The sequence below is a fragment of the Stenotrophomonas maltophilia genome, from assembly GCF_039555535.1.
Classification (GTDB): Bacteria; Pseudomonadota; Gammaproteobacteria; order Xanthomonadales; family Xanthomonadaceae; genus Stenotrophomonas; species Stenotrophomonas maltophilia_Q.
The window spans coordinates 3841675-3859705 of the sequence record NZ_CP154630.1; the positions used below are offsets into that span (position 1 = coordinate 3841675).

The 18031-nt window shown below is 66.1% G+C and carries 17 protein-coding genes and 1 tRNA gene; 11 read left to right on the forward strand and 7 right to left on the reverse strand.

The window, feature by feature from the left end:
- Window positions 1-166: 166 nt before the first annotated feature.
- Entirely contained in the window at window positions 167-1045 is an 879-nt protein-coding gene (gene rimK, locus AASM09_RS17765) for a 30S ribosomal protein S6--L-glutamate ligase (protein ID WP_005410807.1), read from the reverse strand.
- Window positions 1046-1112: 67 nt separating this feature from the next.
- Window positions 1113-2138: a GlxA family transcriptional regulator gene (locus AASM09_RS17770; RefSeq protein WP_100443665.1), complete on the reverse strand. Its 1026-nt coding sequence runs from the start codon at window positions 2136-2138 to the stop codon at window positions 1113-1115.
- 122 nt (window positions 2139-2260) lie between these two features.
- On the opposite strand from AASM09_RS17770, the gene AASM09_RS17775 reads away from it, so the two are divergent.
- From AASM09_RS17775 to AASM09_RS17785, 3 genes are read left to right on the forward strand one after another with little or no spacing between them, the layout of a single operon-like run.
- On the forward strand, window positions 2261-3442 hold the full coding sequence (locus AASM09_RS17775; protein WP_049429906.1) for a YbfB/YjiJ family MFS transporter: 1182 nt from the start codon (window positions 2261-2263) through the stop codon (window positions 3440-3442).
- Window positions 3443-3469: 27 nt separating this feature from the next.
- Window positions 3470-3898, forward strand: coding sequence for an acyl-CoA thioesterase (locus tag AASM09_RS17780; RefSeq protein ID WP_049429905.1), 429 nt, complete (start codon window positions 3470-3472; stop codon window positions 3896-3898).
- Window positions 3892-5370, forward strand: a complete 1479-nt coding sequence (locus AASM09_RS17785; protein WP_049429904.1) for an acyl-CoA dehydrogenase family protein — start codon at window positions 3892-3894, stop codon at window positions 5368-5370. Before AASM09_RS17780 ends, AASM09_RS17785 begins: the two co-directional genes overlap by 7 nt.
- Window positions 5371-5491: 121 nt before the next feature.
- Here the strand turns inward: AASM09_RS17785 and AASM09_RS17790 are convergent.
- Both AASM09_RS17790 and AASM09_RS17795 read right to left on the reverse strand, forming a co-directional pair.
- A tRNA-Gly gene (locus AASM09_RS17790) sits at window positions 5492-5565 on the reverse strand.
- Window positions 5566-5682: 117 nt separating this feature from the next.
- Window positions 5683-7518, reverse strand: a complete 1836-nt coding sequence (locus AASM09_RS17795) for an autotransporter outer membrane beta-barrel domain-containing protein (RefSeq protein WP_100443667.1) — start codon at window positions 7516-7518, stop codon at window positions 5683-5685.
- A gap of 207 nt (window positions 7519-7725) precedes the next feature.
- Here AASM09_RS17795 and thiS point away from each other — a divergent pair, with 207 nt between their 5' ends.
- The 4 genes from thiS to AASM09_RS17815 all read left to right on the forward strand — a co-directional run bounded on the left by thiS (window position 7726) and on the right by AASM09_RS17815 (window position 11447).
- A complete protein-coding gene (gene thiS / locus AASM09_RS17800; RefSeq protein WP_049429902.1) occupies window positions 7726-7926 on the forward strand; it encodes a sulfur carrier protein ThiS in 201 nt (66 codons plus the stop codon).
- 117 nt (window positions 7927-8043) lie between these two features.
- The gene (locus tag AASM09_RS17805) at window positions 8044-8838 is read left to right on the forward strand and encodes a thiazole synthase (protein WP_049429901.1); all 795 of its coding nucleotides are present in this window, start codon (window positions 8044-8046) and stop codon (window positions 8836-8838) included.
- Window positions 8838-9572: a tRNA (guanosine(46)-N7)-methyltransferase TrmB gene (gene trmB, locus AASM09_RS17810; protein ID WP_049429900.1), complete on the forward strand. Its 735-nt coding sequence runs from the start codon at window positions 8838-8840 to the stop codon at window positions 9570-9572. The genes AASM09_RS17805 and trmB overlap by 1 nt, the downstream gene beginning before the upstream one ends.
- A 27-nt stretch (window positions 9573-9599) precedes the next feature.
- Window positions 9600-11447 (forward strand): SLC13 family permease, encoded by a 1848-nt coding sequence (locus tag AASM09_RS17815; RefSeq protein ID WP_049429899.1) that lies wholly within the window; start codon window positions 9600-9602, stop codon window positions 11445-11447.
- Window positions 11448-11791: 344 nt separating this feature from the next.
- On the opposite strand, the gene AASM09_RS17820 is transcribed toward AASM09_RS17815, so the two are convergent.
- Window positions 11792-12127, reverse strand: a complete 336-nt coding sequence (locus tag AASM09_RS17820; protein WP_049429898.1) for a Rieske (2Fe-2S) protein — start codon at window positions 12125-12127, stop codon at window positions 11792-11794.
- 178 nt (window positions 12128-12305) lie between these two features.
- On the opposite strand from AASM09_RS17820, the gene AASM09_RS17825 reads away from it, so the two are divergent.
- From AASM09_RS17825 to AASM09_RS17840, 4 genes are all read left to right on the forward strand, one after another.
- The gene (locus AASM09_RS17825; protein ID WP_019660189.1) at window positions 12306-12587 is read left to right on the forward strand and encodes a hypothetical protein; all 282 of its coding nucleotides are present in this window, start codon (window positions 12306-12308) and stop codon (window positions 12585-12587) included.
- 75 nt (window positions 12588-12662) lie between these two features.
- On the forward strand, window positions 12663-13379 hold the full coding sequence (locus AASM09_RS17830; RefSeq protein WP_049429897.1) for a fumarylacetoacetate hydrolase family protein: 717 nt from the start codon (window positions 12663-12665) through the stop codon (window positions 13377-13379).
- 55 nt (window positions 13380-13434) lie between these two features.
- Window positions 13435-13839, forward strand: a complete 405-nt coding sequence (gene mscL, locus AASM09_RS17835) for a large-conductance mechanosensitive channel protein MscL (RefSeq protein ID WP_049429896.1) — start codon at window positions 13435-13437, stop codon at window positions 13837-13839.
- Window positions 13840-14081: 242 nt separating this feature from the next.
- On the forward strand, window positions 14082-15503 hold the full coding sequence (locus AASM09_RS17840; RefSeq protein WP_049429895.1) for a M28 family peptidase: 1422 nt from the start codon (window positions 14082-14084) through the stop codon (window positions 15501-15503).
- A 61-nt stretch (window positions 15504-15564) separates the two neighbouring features.
- Here AASM09_RS17840 and AASM09_RS17845 read toward each other — a convergent pair whose 3' ends face one another.
- The gene (locus tag AASM09_RS17845) at window positions 15565-17016 is read right to left on the reverse strand and encodes an alanine/glycine:cation symporter family protein (protein WP_049429894.1); all 1452 of its coding nucleotides are present in this window, start codon (window positions 17014-17016) and stop codon (window positions 15565-15567) included.
- A 12-nt stretch (window positions 17017-17028) separates the two neighbouring features.
- A complete protein-coding gene (locus tag AASM09_RS17850) occupies window positions 17029-18015 on the reverse strand; it encodes a hypothetical protein (RefSeq protein ID WP_100443668.1) in 987 nt (328 codons plus the stop codon).
- Between the last annotated feature and the right edge of the window lie 16 nt (window positions 18016-18031).

The following is an 18031-nucleotide window of genomic DNA, read 5'->3' on the forward strand; positions in this document are numbered from 1 at the left end:
CATAAAAAAGACCCAGGCGGTGCCCCCGCCTGGGTCTGAAGTTGTATCCCGATACCGATCCTGCTGAGAGGCAGAGCTGCGGTTCGCTGAAGCCTACGCGCGGGCCGATTAAAGGCTTGTTAAAGCCGGCCTCATCCGCCCATGAGAATCTCAAGCAACTGAAATTTCAAGGTTTTTTCAGCTTCTCGACGTGCTCGATGATGCGCGTGGCCACGTCCACCCCGCAGGCAGCCTCGATCCCTTCCAGCCCCGGCGTGGAGTTGACCTCCAGCACCAGCGGGCCGCGCGCGGAGCGGATCAGGTCCACCCCGCACACCGACAGTCCCAGTGCCTTGGCCGACCGCACCGCCACCTGCTGCTCGGCACGGCTGGCCTTGGCCGCCACCGCCGTCCCCCCCGCATGCAGGTTGGAGCGGAAGTCACCTTCCGGCGCCTGACGCTGCATCGAGGCCACCACCTGGTCGCCGACCACGAAGCAGCGCAGATCCGCCCCCTTGGCTTCGCCGATGAACTCCTGCATCAGGAAATTGGCATACAACCCGCGCAGGGCCTCGACAATGCCGCGCGAGGCGCTGGCCTTCTCGGTCAGGATCACGCCCCGCCCCTGGGTACCCTCGTTGAGCTTCACCACATGCGGCGGCGGGCCCAGCATGGACAACAGGTCGACGGTGTCGTCAGGGTTGTCGCCGAACACAGTGACCGGCATGTCGATGCCCTTGGCCGCCAGCAGCTGGTGTGCACGCAGCTTGTCGCGCGAACGCAGGATCGCGTCGGACGGATTCGGGGTACGTGCGCCCATCAGTTCGAACTGGCGCAGTACTGCGGTGCCGTAGCGGGTGATCGAGGCACCGATGCGCGGGATGACCATGTCCACGCCGGTCATCGGCCGGCCCTTGTAGTGCATCGAGAAGCCATCAGCGGCGATGCGCATGTAGCAGCGCAGCGGGTCCAGGATGCGAACGGTGTGGCCGCGCGCGCGCGCCGCCTCGACCAGCCGGCGGGTGGAGTACAGGGAGCTGTTGCGGGACAGGATGGCGAGCTTCATCGCGGCAGGATCGGGCGGCAGGCGCGCAGCATAGCGCGGGCGTGTGGCGCTGCGATGATGGATGTACTCAGAGCCGCTGGCGCAACAGTGCCGGTGTCAGCTGCGTCATCTTCAACGTCAGCTTCCGCAGCGACGTTGCATTGGCATAGCCAACCCGCTCGGCCACATCCTCCACCGAAAGATCTGTCCGCTCCAGAAGCCGCTGAGCCATCCGCATCCGTACTGTCTGCACCAGCACCCGTGGCGAACTGCCGGTAACCCGATGGACGCGTCGGGCCAGGGTACGCGCCGTCAGGTGCAGGCGCCGGGCCGCTTCTTCCATGCCCAGAGCATGCGGAAGGCTGGTTTCGATCAACGATTCGAAACGGCGCACGGTGTCGTCATCGTGGTCGGCATCCTGCCAGGCCATGTAGCGAGCCTGGGTGGTGCGGCTGTCCACCAGCAGGAAACGCATGACCGCCTCGGCAACGTCACGCCCGGAGTACTGGCGCACCAGGTGCAGCATCAGATCCATCTGTGCCATTGCTGCTCCTGCCGTGGTCAGTCGACCTTCCTCTGCCACCATGCAGGCCGGATCCAGCCGTGCCTGCGGGAAGCGCCGACGCAGCAGGCCCGCCAATGCCCAATGACTGGTGACACGACGGCCGTCGAGCAATCCAGCCTCCCCCAGCACCAGTACCCCCGAACAGCTGGCGCAGACCCTGCCCCCGCTCGCGTGGAAGTGGGCAGCCAAGCGTGCCAGATGCTGGGCATCCGGCATGGCCAACCGGCGCAATGCAATACCGTCGGTGTAGCGGGCGTCCAGTCCACATGGCTCGTGCCCGTTGGCATCGAGCATGCCGTCCAGCCCCAGGCTGGGTATGACCAGTACGCCGGCAGCCCCATCGCCGATGCTGGACAGCGGCTCGGCCTTCAGCGTCATGCCATTGCTCAACCGCAACTGGCGACGGCTGCCTGCCACGCGCCAGCGCAGCGCCGGCTGACCGAGGCGCTCGGCCGAGCGATTGGCGAAATCCAGTACATCGAGTGTCGCGCCCACGCTGGCAGCCAACGTCCCGTCGAGCACCGCGATGATGAATTCAGGCTTGTCCATTCTGGATTGTTTTTTGTCAATCAAGACACCTCGCAGTGTAGACCAGCAACGCTTTAATAGGTCACGCGGTCATCACATCGGGGGCTTGAGCAATGCAGACAGAGCCACGCAGCACGGTGTTGATGGGCTCGCCTGCAGTACTGCCATCACTGTGGCCAGCCTTCGCCCTGTGCCTGTCGATGGCGGTTGCCAACGGCCTGGGGCGATTTGCCTACGCACTGCTGCTTCCCGCCATGCGCGAGGATCTGCAATGGACCTATGCGCAGGCGGGTTGGCTCAACACGGCAAATGCGCTCGGCTATGTGCTTGGAGCAGGCACCGCCTATGCGCTTCTGCACCGGGTCAGCGCACGCCGCTTGTTCCAGGCAGGCCTGGGGCTGTGCGTGTTCACTCTGGCCGTGACCGGCGCCAGCGGTGCCCTGCCCTGGCTGAGCACCCAACGCGTGCTCAACGGCGTTGGCGCTGCCTGGGTCTCGGCCTGCGGCAGCACGCTCGTGCTGCTGCACTACCGGCATGCACCCAACCGTCGCGGAGCGGCAACAGGTCTGTTCTTCGGCGGCGCCGGCATCGGGCTCATTGCCGCCGGCCTGGCCGTGGCGCCGCTGCTGGCCATCCATGGGGCCGCAACCTGGCCAACGGCGTGGCTGGTGCTGGGGGCCGTTGGGCTTCTCGCCTCGATATGGCCAATGACACTGGCCGGCCGGATACAGGAATCAACCGCCGTCACTGAAGCCCACGACCATGCGCCGCTGCCACTTCGGCACCTGGGTGCCTGCCTGGCAGCCTACTTCTGCTGGGCCGGTGGCTACATCATCTATCTCACTTTCATTTTTGCGTGGCTGCGCGACCACGGACTGTCCTGGCAGCAGGGCATCGCCGTGTGGACGGTGCTGGGCATCGCAATCCTGTGTTCGGGAATGCTCTGGCGGCGCGCGCTGGGTGCATGGCCTGGCGCGCACGTGCTGTCAGCGTGCTGCGCGGTGTCACTGCTGGGCACGCTGGCACCGTTGCTGGGCGGCACGACGGGCCTGTTTGTTTCCGCTGCGGTGTTCGGCTCAAGCGTCTTCATCGCTGCAGCCGCCATCGCGGTCCTTGTCCGGCAGAACCTGCCCGCAGCGCGCATAGGCCGCGCGATGGCTCTGTTCAACCTCGCCTTCGCCGCCGGCCAGGCCATCGGTCCGGTGGCCGCCGGCGCAGTGGCCGATCGTACCGGTCTGGATGGAGCGCTATGGCTCAGTGCCGCGCTGCATGTCGCCGCCGTCGCCCTGCCGTGGGCGGCACGCGCCCCGCGCGGCGCCGGATGAACCTCACCAGCCTCCAAGGAGCTCCGTGTGCGCATTGTCATCTCTCCGCGATTTTCCGAAGTCGATGTGCTCGGGCATGTCACCAACACCGCGCTGCCGGTGTGGTTCGAGCATGGCCGCCTTCCGATCTTCCTGCATTTCAGCCAAACCGGAAACATGCGCGATCTCAGTCTGATCCTGCGCCGTTATGAGGTCGACTTCCTGAAACAGATCCGCGCAGAGCACGACGTCGAGATCGACACCCGCATTGATGCGATCGGCCGGTCGTCCCTGTCCATCGTGCAGAACGCCTTCCAATGCGGCCAGCAGGTCGCCAGCGGACGCTGCGTGATGGTCCATTTCGACTACGCCGCCAACGCTACGCAGGAGATCGACGGCACGCGACGGCGCGCCCTGTCGATCTTCTTCACCGAGGAGTACGCCCAATCACTTGCGATGAAGGAACCATCATGCTGAACAAGACCCACCGCGACACCGAGAGCTTCCTGCGGCAGATCCAGAACTTGCTGCCCGTGTTCGACAGCAATGCGCTGCCGCAGGAGCCGCTGCCCAAGGAGCGCTGGGCGCAACTGATGGACGAGGGCATCTGCCTGCCCGCTATTCCGGTGTCGCACGAGGGGCGGCACAACCACCGCGAAATGTGCGAAGTGATTGAAATGATGTCGGAGTACAACCTGCCGCTGGGCATGTACACGATGATCGTAACCGTGCTTTTCCTGCGCAACGTAGCGCTCAGCGGATCGTCCCGGCTGCAGGCGGAGGTCTTCGAGGACTTCCTCGAAAACCCCGTGATCGGCGGCATCGCCTTCACCGAGCCGGAGCATGGCTCGAGCCTGTCGCGCATGAAGACTACCTATGAAGAACAGGATGGCAGCTACTACGTGCGGGGCAGCAAGCATTGGCAGGCCTTCAGCGCACAGGCCGACTGGTGGATCGTGTGCGCCCGCCAGTACGCCGGAAAGCAATTCGGCTACTTCGTGCACCGGCGCTCGGACGGTGGCTTCGTTACCACCGAGGTTTACGACAGCCTGGGCCTGAAGAACCTGGGGTACGGGCTGAACGAAATCGACATCCGGGTCGCCCCCCATCGGCGGCTCGACAAGCGTCGCACGGGACTGGGCGATACAGCCGAGATCCTGTGCGCGTCGAGGTTCAGCAAGGCGGCCATGTCCAGCGGCTTTCTGCGCCGTCTCTACCGGGAAGCGCTGTCGCAGACGCAGAACCGACAGATCGGCGAAGGCTCCCTGTATGACATCGAATACGTGCGCTACAAAGTGTCGCGCATCCGCAACCACTACGTGATCTGCAACGCGCTTTACCACCATCTTCTGCTTGAAGAAGACTACACCTGCGATATCTCCGGCAGCATGTTCGCCTCCCTGGCCACCAAGGTGCTGTCGTCGGAACTGATGCTGGATTCCGCCATCGACTACCAACAGCTGTGCGGCGGAGAAGGCTACCGCACCGGTGCGGACAACATCGCTGCACACGCCCTGCTGGATGCACGGGTGTACACGATCTTCGATGGAACCAATGATCTGCTGTGCCAACACCTGGCCGACATTGCCCTGCATGAGATGCATGTTGGCGGGTTCGCGAATCTGCGCGACGTCCTGCAGGCCAACCCCTACAGCCGCTTCGCTGCGGCTCAGGCACCCCAGTTCTACGACATCGATACGCAGAACCTCAACCAGGCAGGCCGGGTTGTTCTGGGGCGGATGCTGTCGCGGATCTTCGGACTGGACTGCCTGGTGCGCCGCGCACAGCGCCTGCACCAGATGCCCGGAGCGGGTCTGGTGGCGCGCGACCACGAGTCACAGGCACGCTACGACCGTCGCGACATTCGACAGGCGTCAAAACTGCTGATGCTCAATCTCAATGCGCTGCGGGAAGAGCTCGATTACGTGCAGAGCGACGCATGCGCATGAAGCAGCGTCGATCAACGGCAGCTGTGGCAGGACCGCGTGGCGCAGCAACGTGGAAACTGCAGGTTGAACCACAGGGCTGTGCGGAAACCCGGAGCATCTGATACTGGCCCAGACCGCAGGGTGGAGCGGGCGATGGGAATCGAACCCACGTCAGTAGCTTGGGAAGCTACAGCTCTACCATTGAGCTACGCCCGCGTTGCGGTGGAAAGTCTATGCGCTGGGGCCGGTGTTGTGCAATGGTGCCCCCCCGCATCAGAGCGGGGTCGGAGCCCTTTGGTTGCCGAAAGGGATCCGACCCCGCCTGGTTTCTGCTTAGAAGCTGCCGCTGAAGTTGGCGAACAGCGTCGCGTCCTGGGCACGCTTCTGCCCGGCCGAAGCGCTCAGGCCGAAGTTGCTCTGCAGGCCGAACAGCTCGGTACGGGCACCCAGCACCACGGTGGCGTAGTCCTTGTCGAACTTCAGGCCCGGCACGCGGTAGCTGCCCAGCTCCGGCAGCGTCTGCAGCCATGCGCTGGCCTGCTTGGTGTCTTCGAACTCGTGGTCGTAGGTCAGCTGCGCGTATGGCTTGACGGTGCCGCCATCGAAGCGTGCCTGCCAGCCGATGCGGCCAACGGTCGAATCAACGTTCTGTCGGTCGTAACCCAGCGCGGTGGCCAGGGTGCCGGCCGCAGCGCTTTCGGTGTAACCATCGATCTTCACCTTCTGCCAGATCACCGAAGCGATCGGACCGTGGCGGAAGCCGCCTTCGGTGCCGAACTCGTAACCGGCGTTCAGGGCGGCAGTCAGGTTGCTGCCGTCCGGCGAACCACCGTGCTCGCGGGTGGCCGGGCCGAGCTGGACCTTGCGGTTCACGTCATACGACAGCCAGGTGTAGCTGACCTGGCCGTTGACCCAGATGCGATCGCCGTACCAGCCGGCGAACAGACCGGCGGTGGTGTCCTTCTGGGTGAAGTCGCCACGGCTGTTGCCGAAATCGGCGTTGAGGCGGCCGAAGCCGGCGAAGCCGCCGACCACCATGCCGTCGCGCGCCCAGTCGATGCCGAACAGGCCGGCCGGCGCCAGGCCGTCGTACAGATCCGCGTGGTCGTAACGCTGCAGGTCACCGCGCACGCCACCCCACCAGGACAGGCCGTCGGCCGAACGACCGCCCAGGTGCATGCTGACCTGATCGGCACGCGAACGACCGATGGTCTGCGCCGAGTGGCTCAGCACCTGCTGCAGGCGCGGGGCTTCCAGCACCGAGACCGCGTACTGGCCCAGCAGCTGGTGGCCCGCCGTGGTCGGATGCACGCCATCGGCAAACAGATAGGTGTTGGCCGCATCCGGGCTGACGTAGCTGGTCGGATTGCAGGTCAGGATGCTCTGCGTCGAGTTGGCCGGATCGATCTTGCAGGCGGTGCTGGTGACGTTGGTGAAGCCATACATGCCTGGATTGGCGGCGACTTCGCCCAGAACGGTGAAGGTATCGAGCGGAATGAACTCGATACCGGCCTGCTTCAGCCCGCCGTACAGCGCCTTGTTGTAGCCGGCCGACAACGCGGTGGCAGCGGCGGCATTCGGGCCGCGGAAGGCCGGAGTCAGGCCGACGTTGGGCAGGTTCGGCACCAGCACGTATTCGGCACCGGCCTGCTTCAGCGCGCCGACCAGGGCGATCTGGTCGGTGACGGCGGCGCCGATGATGGCCTGTGCCTGCGTCGGCGCAGCGGCGGCGGCGAACAGGTCATTGGCACCGCCCCACACCGTATACAGGACATTGGCGTCAGCCTTGCCGCCATTGGCAGCCAGATAACGGGCCGCCTGCGACTTCAGCGACGGGATGGTTCCCATCGGACTCGCCACGTCCACGCCGACGCGGGCACCGCCGACCGCGTAGTTGTCACCGCTCTGGCCGTTGCCATTGGCGGCGCCATTGAGGCCATAGTAGTTGGCGACCTGCTGCGACCACACCCAGCCCGGGTTGGTGGTGAACTGGCCGGTTACCGGGCGCACATCGGCCGGCAGCAGCGGGCGGAAATAGCCGGCATCGGTCAGGCTGTCGCCGAAGAACACGGCCTTGGAATACGGGGATTCGCCTGCCATGGCCGGAAGCGCGGCCAGCGCGATCGCGGCCGCCATCAGGGAGCGGATCGGGTGTTTGCTGAGCTGCATGTAGGAAACTCCTGTGGGGAAATCATTGGGGACCCGGCGCACGTACGCCGGCGCACGGTGAATGGTTTCACTGCGCAGCGTTTTGCTCACGCTGCGCCGCCGCATGGATTGTCGCCCGATCACCGGGAAACCTGCTGTGCCGGAGCTGGCGCCCCGTTCAATTTGCAAGCGTTCCGATCCCGGCGGGCTATCGGCGACAATGCGCGGATGAACATCCAGCTCAATGGCGAACCCCGCACCCTGCCCGCTTCGGCGACCGTCCACGACCTGCTCGAGGCCGAGCAGTTGCTGCAGCGCCGGGTGGCCGTGGAGGTCAATGGCGAAATCGTCAGCCGCAGCCGCCACGGCGAACATGTACTGGCCGAGGGTGATGTGGTCGAGATCGTGCACGCACTGGGCGGGGGTTGAGGCTGCGCGGGTCTTCAGGGGTCAGAGCCCTTTGCCGGTGGCAAAGGGCTCTGACCCCATGCTCGGCCCTGCCCGCTGTATGACCCCATCTTCAGGCGGATAGGCGATAATCGCGCCATGAACGTTCATGTCTCCCCCGATTCGCTGGTGATCGCCGGCAAGACCTATGGCTCGCGGCTGCTGACCGGCACCGGCAAGTTCAAGGATCTGGAAGAAACCCGCCTGGCCACCGAGGCTGCAGGCGCCCAGATCGTCACCGTGGCGATCCGCCGCACCAACATCGGGCAGAACCCGGGGGAGCCGAACCTGCTCGACGTGCTGCCGCCGGAGCGCTACACCATCCTGCCCAACACCGCCGGCTGCTACACCGCCGAAGATGCCGTGCGCACCTGCCGCCTGGCCCGTGAGCTGCTGGACGGCCACAACCTGACCAAGCTGGAAGTGCTGGGCGACCAGAAGTCGCTGTACCCGGACGTGGTGCAGACCCTCAAGGCTGCCGAGCAGCTGGTCAAGGACGGTTTCGAGGTGATGGTCTACACCTCCGACGACCCGATCCTGGCCAAGCGCCTGGAAGAGATCGGCTGCGCCGCGGTGATGCCGCTGGCCGCGCCGATCGGTTCGGGCCTGGGCATCCAGAACAAGTACAACCTGCTGCAGATCATCGAAGACGCCAAGGTGCCGATCATCGTCGACGCCGGCGTGGGCACCACCTCCGACGCGGCGATCGCAATGGAGCTGGGCTGCGATGGCGTGCTGATGAACACCGCCATTGCCGGTGCACGCCACCCGGTGCTGATGGCCAGCGCCATGCGCAAGGCAGTCGAGGCCGGCCGCGAGGCCTTCCTGGCCGGGCGCATTCCGCGCAAGCGCTACGCCAGCGCCTCCTCCCCGGTGGATGGGCTGATCGGCTGATGACCAATCCTTTTGACAGCGCCGGCTCCAAGGCCCCGCCCAAGCCCTTCACCGTGAGCGAGGGCCGCCGCGAGGTGCGCAGCTTCGTGTTGCGCCAGGGCCGCTTCACTCCCGCCCAGCAGCGCGCGTTCGATGAACGCTGGCCGCGCTTCGGCATCGACTACAACGGCCAGCCGCGCGACCTGGATGCCACCTTCGGCCGCCCGGCGCACAAGGTGCTGGAAATCGGCTTCGGCAACGGTGCCGCGCTGCGCTTCGCCGCCCAGCACGACCCGTCGCGCGACTACATCGGCATCGAAGTGCATGCCCCGGGCGTGGGTCGCCTGCTGAACGCGCTGGCCGAGGACAACGCCGACCACGTGCGCCTGTACCACCACGATGCCGTGGAGGTGCTGCAGAACGAGATCGCCGACGGTGCGCTGGATGAAGTGCGCATCTACTTCCCGGACCCGTGGCACAAGAAGCGCCACAACAAGCGCCGCCTGTTGCAGCCGGCGTTCGCCGACCTGCTGGTGCGCAAGCTGCGCCCGGGCGGCCGCCTGCACTGCGCCACCGACTGGGAAGACTACGCCGAGCAGATGTGGGACGTGCTCGATGCCACCGCCGGGCTGGTCAACCGTGCCGGCCCGCGTGGCAGCGTGCCGCGCCCGGACTGGCGCCCGCAGACCCACTTCGAGACCCGCGGCCAGAAGCTCGGCCATGGCGTCTGGGACCTGCTGTACGACCGCACCTGACGATCATCTGAGGACACCGCGCCCCACATGGATACCGCGCTGACGCTGACCAACGACATGAAGCTCGTGCTCGGGCTGGTCGGCTTCACGATGGCGATGTTCCTGTTCGAGCGCATCCGCGCCGACGTGGTCGCGCTGGTGGTGCTGGTGGTGCTGGGTGTCACCGGCCTGATCGCGCCAGAAGAGATCTTCGGCGGCTTCTCCGGTAACGCGGTGATGAGCATCATCGCCACGACCATCCTCGGTGCGGGTCTGGACCGCACCGGGGCGCTGAACCGGCTGGCCGCCTGGCTGCTGCGGCGCGGCCATGGCGTCGAGCAGCGGCTGCTGATGATGACCACGGCCATCGCCGGCCTGAACTCGTCCTTCATGCAGAACCCGTCGGTGATGGCGCTGTACCTGCCGGTCGCTTCGCGGCTGGCAGCGCGCACCGGCCTGACCCTGCAGCGCCTGCTGCTGCCGATCTCGGCGGCGATCGTGATGGGCGGCGCGCTGACCATGGTCGGCAACTCGCCGCTGATCCTGCTGAACGATCTGCTGGCCTCGGCCAACAACAACCTGCCCTCGGGCCTGGCCACCATCGAACCGCTGCGCATGTTCGCGCCGCTGCCCATCGGCGTGGCCCTGCTGATCGCCTCGCTGCTGTATTTCCGCTATTACGGCGACCGCAAGCTGGTCGAAGAAGAAAGCCTGGTCAACGACGGTGTCACGCCGGCGCGCACCGAGAGCTACTTCGCCAAGACCTACGGCATTGAAGGTGATGTGTTCGAGCTGGTGGTCAGTGCCGAAAGCCCGCTGGTGGGCATGACCCTGGGCGAGGCCGAGAACCTGCACGACGCGCCGCTGCTGCTTGCCCTGAAGACCGGCAACGACACCCGCCTGGCGCCGCCGGCGGAAATGCGCATCTGGGTTGGCAGCGTGCTCGGTGCGATGGGGCCGCGTGAGCAGATCAACGACTTCGCGCAGAACCAGTTCCTGCGCATGTCCTCGCGCCTGAAGCACCTGGGCGACCTGTTCAATCCCAGCCGTGCCGGTATTTCCGAGGCGGTGGTGCCGCCGACCTCGAACGTGATCGGCAAGAGCGCGGCCGATCTGCGCCTGCGCAAGGAGCGCGGCATCAGCCTGCTGGCGATCAACCGCGACAAGCAGGTGATCCGCGAGGACGTGCGCGATGTGCAGCTGCGCGCCGGTGACATGCTGGTGTTCCACAGCATCTGGACCGACCTGGCGCAGGCCGCGCGCAGCCGCGACTTCGTGGTGGTGACCGACTACCCGACGGGCGAACAGCGCCCGCACAAGTTCAAGATCGCGATGGCGATCTTCGCGTTGACCATCCTCATCGCGCTGACCAGCAAGCTGCCGGTGGCGCTGACGCTGATGACCGGCGTGGCTGGCATGCTGCTGACCGGCGTACTGCGCATGGACGAGGCCTACGCCTCGATCAACTGGAAGACGGTGTTCATGATGGCCGGGCTGATTCCGCTCGGCTGGGCGATGGATTCCAGCGGTGCGGCGGCGTGGGTGGCTGGCCATACCATCGACAAGTTGCCCACCGGTATCCCGATCTGGGTGCTGGAAGTGGCACTGGCGCTGCTGACCACGGCGTTCTCGCTGGTGATCAGCCACGTGGGTGCGACCATCGTGATGGTGCCCATTGCGGTGAACCTGGCACTGGCGGCCGGTGGCAACCCGACCGCGTTCGCGCTGATCGTGGCGCTGTCGGCGTCCAACAACCTGATGACGGCGTCGAATCCGGTGATTTCGATGATCACCGGTCCGGCCAATTACACCCCGCGCGAGATGTGGCGGGTCGGCGGACCGTTGTCGCTGATCTACACCTGTGTGGTGGTATTGATGATCAACCTGATGTTCTGAGGGTTGGGGTTTGTTGGCAGGGCTGCGCCCTGCACCCGCAGAAGCCGAAGCAACGGCAACAGCGTGCATTCCGTGGGATGGCGGGGCACTGTGGGTTTGCGGGGACGCCGTGAACCCGTCCATGGGGGCTTGGTCGCGGCATCCATGCCGCTCACACCCCGCAAACCCACAGTGCCCCGCCTTCGACAGGTTCATGCTGCTGATGGTGGGTGCCGACCTTGGTCGGCACGGATCTCGCTCTGCTGGGTGTCGACCGTTGGTCGGCACGGATCTCGCTCTGGTGGGTGTCGACCTTGGTCGACACGGCTTTTGTAGAGTCGAGCCGTGCTCGACTGCTTCCGGCCTCAGGCCAGGTAAACCTGCCCGTCACGCACGTCCACCGGCACGGCGCGCAGGCGGTCGCCCTTGCACGGGCCGGCAATGCAGTCGCCGCTGTCCAGCGCGAACGAGGCGCCATGCGCGGCGCAGACCAGGTGGCCCTCGCGGCTCTTCAGGAACTGGCCCGGGGCCCAATCCAGGCGACGGCCGGCGTGCGGGCAGATATTCAGGAAGGCGCGGACCTGCGCGCCGTCGCGGTACAGAACCAGGGACTCGGCATCGCCATCGACCACCGCTTCGACCTCGGCAAACGCACCATCGGCAATGGCTTCAAGGGCGATCAGGGCGGTAGCGGTAGTCATGGCGAAGGCTCGGACGGTAAACCGGAATTGTCGCATGCCTGCTCAGGTGACTGGCTGCGACATGAACACAAGTCATTGATCCGTAATAAGCACAGGCTATATTTAACGAGTTTTTCACTCAATGACAGTGGCGCGTCCCGATACTCTGGTTTCGCTGATCCCAGCCTATCGAGCCGCCATGTTCAATCGCGCATCCGCCTTCAACCAGTTCCGCACCCTGTTCGCGCCGCGCAAGCCGCGCCATCCGCTGGTGCGCGTTGCCGTGGGCCTGCTTGGCCTGGCGATCCTGGCCGCGATGGTGTTCATCGGTGTGTTCGTCGGTGCGGCGATGATCCTGGTCGGCCTGGCGTGGAAGCTGCTGGCCTCGCGCAAGCCCGGCGCCGCGCGTCCGGTCGACCCGACCGTGGTCGAGGGCGAGTACCGCGTAGTGCGCAAGCCGGTGCTGCCGGCCTCGCGCTGATCCACGTCTTCCGCGCCCGCTGACGGCGGGCGCCATGCGTTCTAGACTGCGGGCCCGCCCTTCCTGGATGCCCGCATGTCCGATGTCTCCGATGTGATCCCTGCCGTAGCCCTGCCGCGTGTGCCGGTAGCCGGTGGCGGCAGCTTCCCCGTGCACCGCATCTACTGCGTCGGCCGCAACTTCGCCGACCACGCCCGCGAAATGGGCGCAGCGGTGCCGGCGGCCGATGACCGCGGCCGCCCGATGTTCTTCAGCAAGCCGGCCGATGCGATCGTGGTCGGTCACGACGATGCCATCCCCTACCCGCCGGCGACTGCCAACCTGCACCACGAAGTGGAACTGGTGGTGGCGATCGGCAGCGATGCACCTGCCGGTGAGCTGGCCGTGGCCGATGCCGATGCACTGGTCTACGGCTACGCCGTGGGCCTGGACCTGACCCGCCGCGACCTGCAGGCCGCCGCCAAGGACAAGGGCCACCCGTGGGACGCGGCCAAGGGCTTCGATGCTTCCGCGCCGATCAGCGAAATCGTCCACGCCGAGGAAGTGGGCGACCTGGCCGCGCTGAACCTGTCGCTGGAGGTCAACGGCGAGGTGCGCCAGCAGGCGCTGCTGGACCAGATGATCTGGAATGTGCCGGAGATCCTGCACGAGCTGTCCAAGCTGTGGCAGCTGCGTGCCGGCGACCTGGTGTTCATGGGCACCCCGTCCGGGGTGGCCGCACTGAAGCCCGGCGACCGCTTCAGTGCCCGCCTGGAAAACGTGGCCGAGCGCCACGGCGTGATCGCCGGCTGACATCACCTGCGCTACCCTGCGCGCTGTCCACTTCCCCCACCGGAGAACAACAACAATGGGAATGCTCACCGAGTTCAAGGAATTCGCGATGCGCGGCAACGTCATCGACCTCGCCGTCGGCGTGGTGATCGGCGCGGCCTTCGGCAAGATCGTGACCGCGCTGGTCGAGAAGATCATCATGCCGCCGCTGGGCTACCTGATCGGCCGCGTGGACTTCTCCAGCTTGGCCTGGACGTTGTCGCCGGCTCACCTGGGCCCGGATGGCAAGGAGATTCCGGCCGTGGTGGTTGGCTATGGCGACTTCATCAACACCGTCATCCAGTTCGTGATCGTGGCCTTCGCCATCTTCATCGTGGTCAAGGCGATCAACCGCCTGTCGCGCAAGCAGGAAGCAGCACCGGCCGCCCCGGCCGAGGAAGTGGTGCTGCTGCGCGAGATCCGCGACAGCCTGAAGAAGTAAGGGTACCGGGTGCCGTCGGCGCCCCTCCCACCTGTAGAGCCGAGCCCACGCTCGGCTGATCTGCAAAAGGCAGCCGAGCATGGGCTCGGCTCTACAGAAGCAGGTGAAAGCCCCGCTCCGGCGGGGCTTTCGCTTTGCCGGACATGGCGGAAAACAGCGTTCGCGCCAGGCATGACCTCCCGCCCATGCGCGGGCCTGAACGACTGTTAAGCTCCAAGGCTTGGTCCCTTCCGGAGTTGCCCATGCGTCGCCGCGTCCTTGCCATCGCATCCTCCCTCGCCCTGCTGGCCGCTCCGGCCTTTGCGGCGCCGCACATCACTACCCTGCCCCCGGCATCGCTGGCCACCGCTGCACAGCTGCGCGATCAGGCACTGGCCGACGACACCGGCTGGAAGGTGGTCGAATCGCTTACCACCGAAATCGGTCCGCGCATTGCCGGCAGCGAAGCCGACGCCCGCGCCGTGGCCTGGGCTGAGGCCAAGTTCAAGGCCCTCGGCTTCGACAAGGTGTGGAAGGAGCCGGTGACGTTCCCGAAGTGGGAGCGCCGCAGTGAACACGCCGCCGTGACCGGCAGGAACCCGCAGCCGCTGCAGATCACCGCACTGGGTGGCAGCCCGGGCGGCACCGTGGAGGCCGAGGTGGTGCGCTTCGCCGACCTGGCCGCGCTGCAGGCCGCACCGGCCGGTTCGCTGAAGGGCAAGATCGCCTTCGTCGATTACCAGATGCTGCCGTTCCGCGATGGCCGCGACTACGGCCGTGGCGGCGCGATCCGCAGCAAGGGCCCGTCCGAGGCGATCCGCAAGGGCGCGGTGGGTTTCCTGATGCGCTCGGCCGGCACCGATTCGCACCGCGTGCCGCACACCGGCATCACCCGTTTTGACGATGGCCTGACCCCCGTGCCGTCAGCCGCACTGTCGGTGCCCGATGCCGACCAGCTGGCCCGCCTGCTGGCCCGTGGCAGCACCACGGTGAAGGTGGCGCTGGACTGCGGCTGGGATGGCACGGCGACCTCGTACAACGTAATCGGCGAGATCACCGGCCGCAGTCTGCCGAAGGAAGTGGTGGTGATCGGCGGCCACCTTGATTCGTGGGACCTGGGCACCGGCGCGGTCGATGACGGCGCGGGCGTGGGCATCACCATGGCTGCTGGTCACCTGATCGGCCTGCTGAAGCAGGCACCGAAGCGCACCATCCGCGTGATCGCCTTCGCCAATGAAGAACAGGGCCTGTACGGCGGCAAGGCCTACGCCGAAGCACACGCCAAGGACGTAGCCCTGCACCAGCTGGCCGCCGAAAGCGACTTCGGTGCGGGCCGCATCTATGCCTTCAATACCGGTTCGCCGAATCCGGAAGGCTCGCGCGAAGCCACCAAGCAGATTGCCGAGGTGATGAAGCCGCTGGGCATCGAGTACCAGGCCGACAAGGGTGGCCCGGGCCCGGACGTCGGCCCGTTGGCCGCCAAGGGCGGCGCGTGGGCGTGGCTGGCGCAGGATGGTTCGGACTACTTCCACCTGCACCACACCGCCGACGACACGCTGGACAAGATCGACCCGAAGGCACTGGCACAGAACGTGGCCGCCTATGCGGTATTCGCGTATCTGGCCGCGGAAGCCGATGGCAGTTTCGGCAGCGAAGCCAAGGCGACCACGCCGCCGAACGAGTGATGCGGTAGCGCCGCAGGGTCAGAGCCCTCGCTATTGGCGAGGGTTCTGACCCCTGATCGCATTAGCCCTCCCAAACCCGCGAATTGCGTATCCCGATCGTCTGCGGCTTGAACAGTGGATCACGCTGCTTGCGTTTCTGCGCCTCGTAATCGCGCAGTGCGGCCAGGGCAGGCCTTTGTAGCAGCAGGATGGCAATGATGTTCAACCAGCTCATCATGCCCACGCCGATATCGCCCAAGGCCCAGGCCACCGTCGCAGTGTTGACTGCCGAGTAGCCTGTGGCAGCCAGGAACAGCAACTGGAAGCCGGTGATGGTCCCCCGCCCGGGACGATCCCGGGACAGGTAGCTGACATTGGTTTCGGCCATGTAGTACAGCGCCAGGATGGTGGTGAAAGCGAACGGCAGGATAGCGAGCGCGACGAACGACTTGCCGAAGCCCGGCAGCGCCGATTCCACCGCATGCTGCACGAAGCGTGGACCGGCCTCGACACCCGGCAGGCTGGCGAACAGCAGGCGCGCTTCATCGGGAACACCCTTCACGGCCGGCTCGTAGACGTTGTACAGCCCGGTGGACAGGATCAGGAAGGCCGTTGCGCTGCATACCACCATGGTGTCGATGTAGACCGAGAACGACTGCACCAGGCCCTGCTTGACCGGATGCGAGACCTCCGCTGCAGCGGCCGGATGCGCACCACTGCCCATGCCCGCCTCGTTGGATAGAACTCCGCGGCGCACGCCCCACTGGATTGCGGTACCGATCATCGCGCCGAACGCAGCATCCACACCGAAGGCACTGCGCAGCACCAGGCCGAAGACCTCGGGGACCTTGTCCACGTTGATCACCATGACCACGGCCGCGACCAGCAGATACGCCACGGCCATGATCGGCACCACCCACTCGGCTACCCGGGCGATGCGCCGCACGCCGCCGTACAGCACGGCCGCAAGTACGACCAGCAACACCGCCGTGGTGCCTGCCACAGGTATGCCCCACGCCTCGTTCACCGCGCTGGTGATGGCATTGGACTGGGTACCCGCCAGCATCGCCCCGGCCAGAACAGTAACGAGCGCGAACATCACCGCGTACCAGCGCTGGCCCAGGCCCTTTTCGATGTAGTAAGCCGGGCCGCCCCGGTACTGGCCGCTGGCGTCGCGCTCCTTGTAGATCTGCGCCAGGGTCGATTCGATGAAGGCGCTGGAAGCGCCGAGGAAGGCCACGACCCACATCCAGAAAATGGCACCCGGCCCGCCGAAGGAGATGGCCATGGCGACACCGGCAATGTTGCCAACGCCGACCCGGCTGGACAGTGACAACGACAAGGCCTGGAAGGGTGAGACGCCCGCAGAAGAGCGTTCGTGACGGAACATCAGGCGCAGCATGTCTGGCAGCGCGCGCAGCTGGATGAAGCGCGTGCGCACGCTGAAATACAGACCTGCCAGCAGGCAGAGCACGACCAGCCAGGGGCTCCAGATGATGCCCAGTACGGCATTGACGATCGATTCGATGCTCATATGCAACGCCCCTCAGAAGAACACGCCCAGGGCGACCTGGGGGCTGACGATGCGGCCGGTGTTGCGTCCATCCACGGTGAATTCCACGCCGGCGATCAAGCCCAGCGACGGACTGAAGTGGTACTCCACTGCCGGTGCCAGAGTGACGCTGCGGCTGGCCGGGCGATGCTCGTCGATGCGCTCGATGGCGCCTCCGGCGTTGCGCGCGAAGCCGCTGAGCCGCTGGCCAGTCTCGCGGCTGGCAGCCACTTCCATCACGCCCACCCAGCGCGGGTTGAAGCTGTACTCGGCCGCCACCGACAGACCCAGCACCGAACCACGCGCGATGTGCCCCTGGAAGCTGTCATCGGTGCCATACACGCTGGCGCCGGAAATGGCGGTGCGCGACGGTGCAGGCCCTGCGCTGAGCTGGGCGCGCCAGCGCATTGGCCGCTCGTTGCCCATCCACACCACCTGCTGCACGCCCAACGCAGCTGTGGTGCGCTGCACGCCATCGCCCTGCGCATCCAGCGCATTGCCGGTGATGCGATCGTGACTGCCGGTACTGAAGCGTTGCACCAGCGCCACTGAAACAGCGGGACGGGTGCCGTCCGCATTCGGTGCCTGCAGCAGGTACTGCAGGCGGGCGGTGGTATCGCCGGCGCGGAAGCCACTGCTGCGCGCGCTGCCGGATTCGGAGCGCGACGCGCTGAGGTTGACCTGGCCCATCATGCGGTCGCTGAAGCCGTACATCACCGGCATGACGACCGCCCACGCACCACTGTCCTGCGCGCTGCGCCGACGCTCGCCGTCAGCGTCGTAGTAGGCGTTGCTGTCGACGCGGACCAGATAGGGTTCGAGGAACCAGCGGCCCTGCGGCAGGCCCGCGGGATTGGGGGTGATCAACGGCCCCATGAAATTGACGTTTTCCAGGCTGCGTTCGTTGGCGCAGGCACTGGCACTGGCCAGCGCGCTGGCCAGCAGCAGGGACACGGACAGGGTGCGTTGCAGATGGGACATGACAGCCACTCCGGGA

Bases quoted from the DNA above. Each gene is read 5' to 3' on its own strand.
- rimK (WP_005410807.1), bottom strand. From the start codon at position 1,045: ATGAAGCTCGCCATCCTGTCCCGCAACAGCTCCCTGTACTCCACCCGC.
- AASM09_RS17770 (WP_100443665.1), bottom strand. From the start codon at position 2,138: ATGGACAAGCCTGAATTCATCATCGCGGTGCTCGACGGGACGTTGGCT.
- AASM09_RS17775 (WP_049429906.1), top strand. From the start codon at position 2,261: ATGGGCTCGCCTGCAGTACTGCCATCACTGTGGCCAGCCTTCGCCCTG.
- AASM09_RS17785 (WP_049429904.1), top strand. From the start codon at position 3,892: ATGCTGAACAAGACCCACCGCGACACCGAGAGCTTCCTGCGGCAGATC.
- AASM09_RS17795 (WP_100443667.1), bottom strand. From the start codon at position 7,518: ATGCAGCTCAGCAAACACCCGATCCGCTCCCTGATGGCGGCCGCGATC.
- thiS (WP_049429902.1), top strand. From the start codon at position 7,726: ATGAACATCCAGCTCAATGGCGAACCCCGCACCCTGCCCGCTTCGGCG.
- AASM09_RS17805 (WP_049429901.1), top strand. From the start codon at position 8,044: ATGAACGTTCATGTCTCCCCCGATTCGCTGGTGATCGCCGGCAAGACC.
- trmB (WP_049429900.1), top strand. From the start codon at position 8,838: ATGACCAATCCTTTTGACAGCGCCGGCTCCAAGGCCCCGCCCAAGCCC.
- AASM09_RS17815 (WP_049429899.1), top strand. From the start codon at position 9,600: ATGGATACCGCGCTGACGCTGACCAACGACATGAAGCTCGTGCTCGGG.
- AASM09_RS17820 (WP_049429898.1), bottom strand. From the start codon at position 12,127: ATGACTACCGCTACCGCCCTGATCGCCCTTGAAGCCATTGCCGATGGT.
- AASM09_RS17825 (WP_019660189.1), top strand. From the start codon at position 12,306: ATGTTCAATCGCGCATCCGCCTTCAACCAGTTCCGCACCCTGTTCGCG.
- AASM09_RS17830 (WP_049429897.1), top strand. From the start codon at position 12,663: ATGTCCGATGTCTCCGATGTGATCCCTGCCGTAGCCCTGCCGCGTGTG.
- mscL (WP_049429896.1), top strand. From the start codon at position 13,435: ATGGGAATGCTCACCGAGTTCAAGGAATTCGCGATGCGCGGCAACGTC.
- AASM09_RS17840 (WP_049429895.1), top strand. From the start codon at position 14,082: ATGCGTCGCCGCGTCCTTGCCATCGCATCCTCCCTCGCCCTGCTGGCC.
- AASM09_RS17845 (WP_049429894.1), bottom strand. From the start codon at position 17,016: ATGAGCATCGAATCGATCGTCAATGCCGTACTGGGCATCATCTGGAGC.
- AASM09_RS17850 (WP_100443668.1), bottom strand. From the start codon at position 18,015: ATGTCCCATCTGCAACGCACCCTGTCCGTGTCCCTGCTGCTGGCCAGC.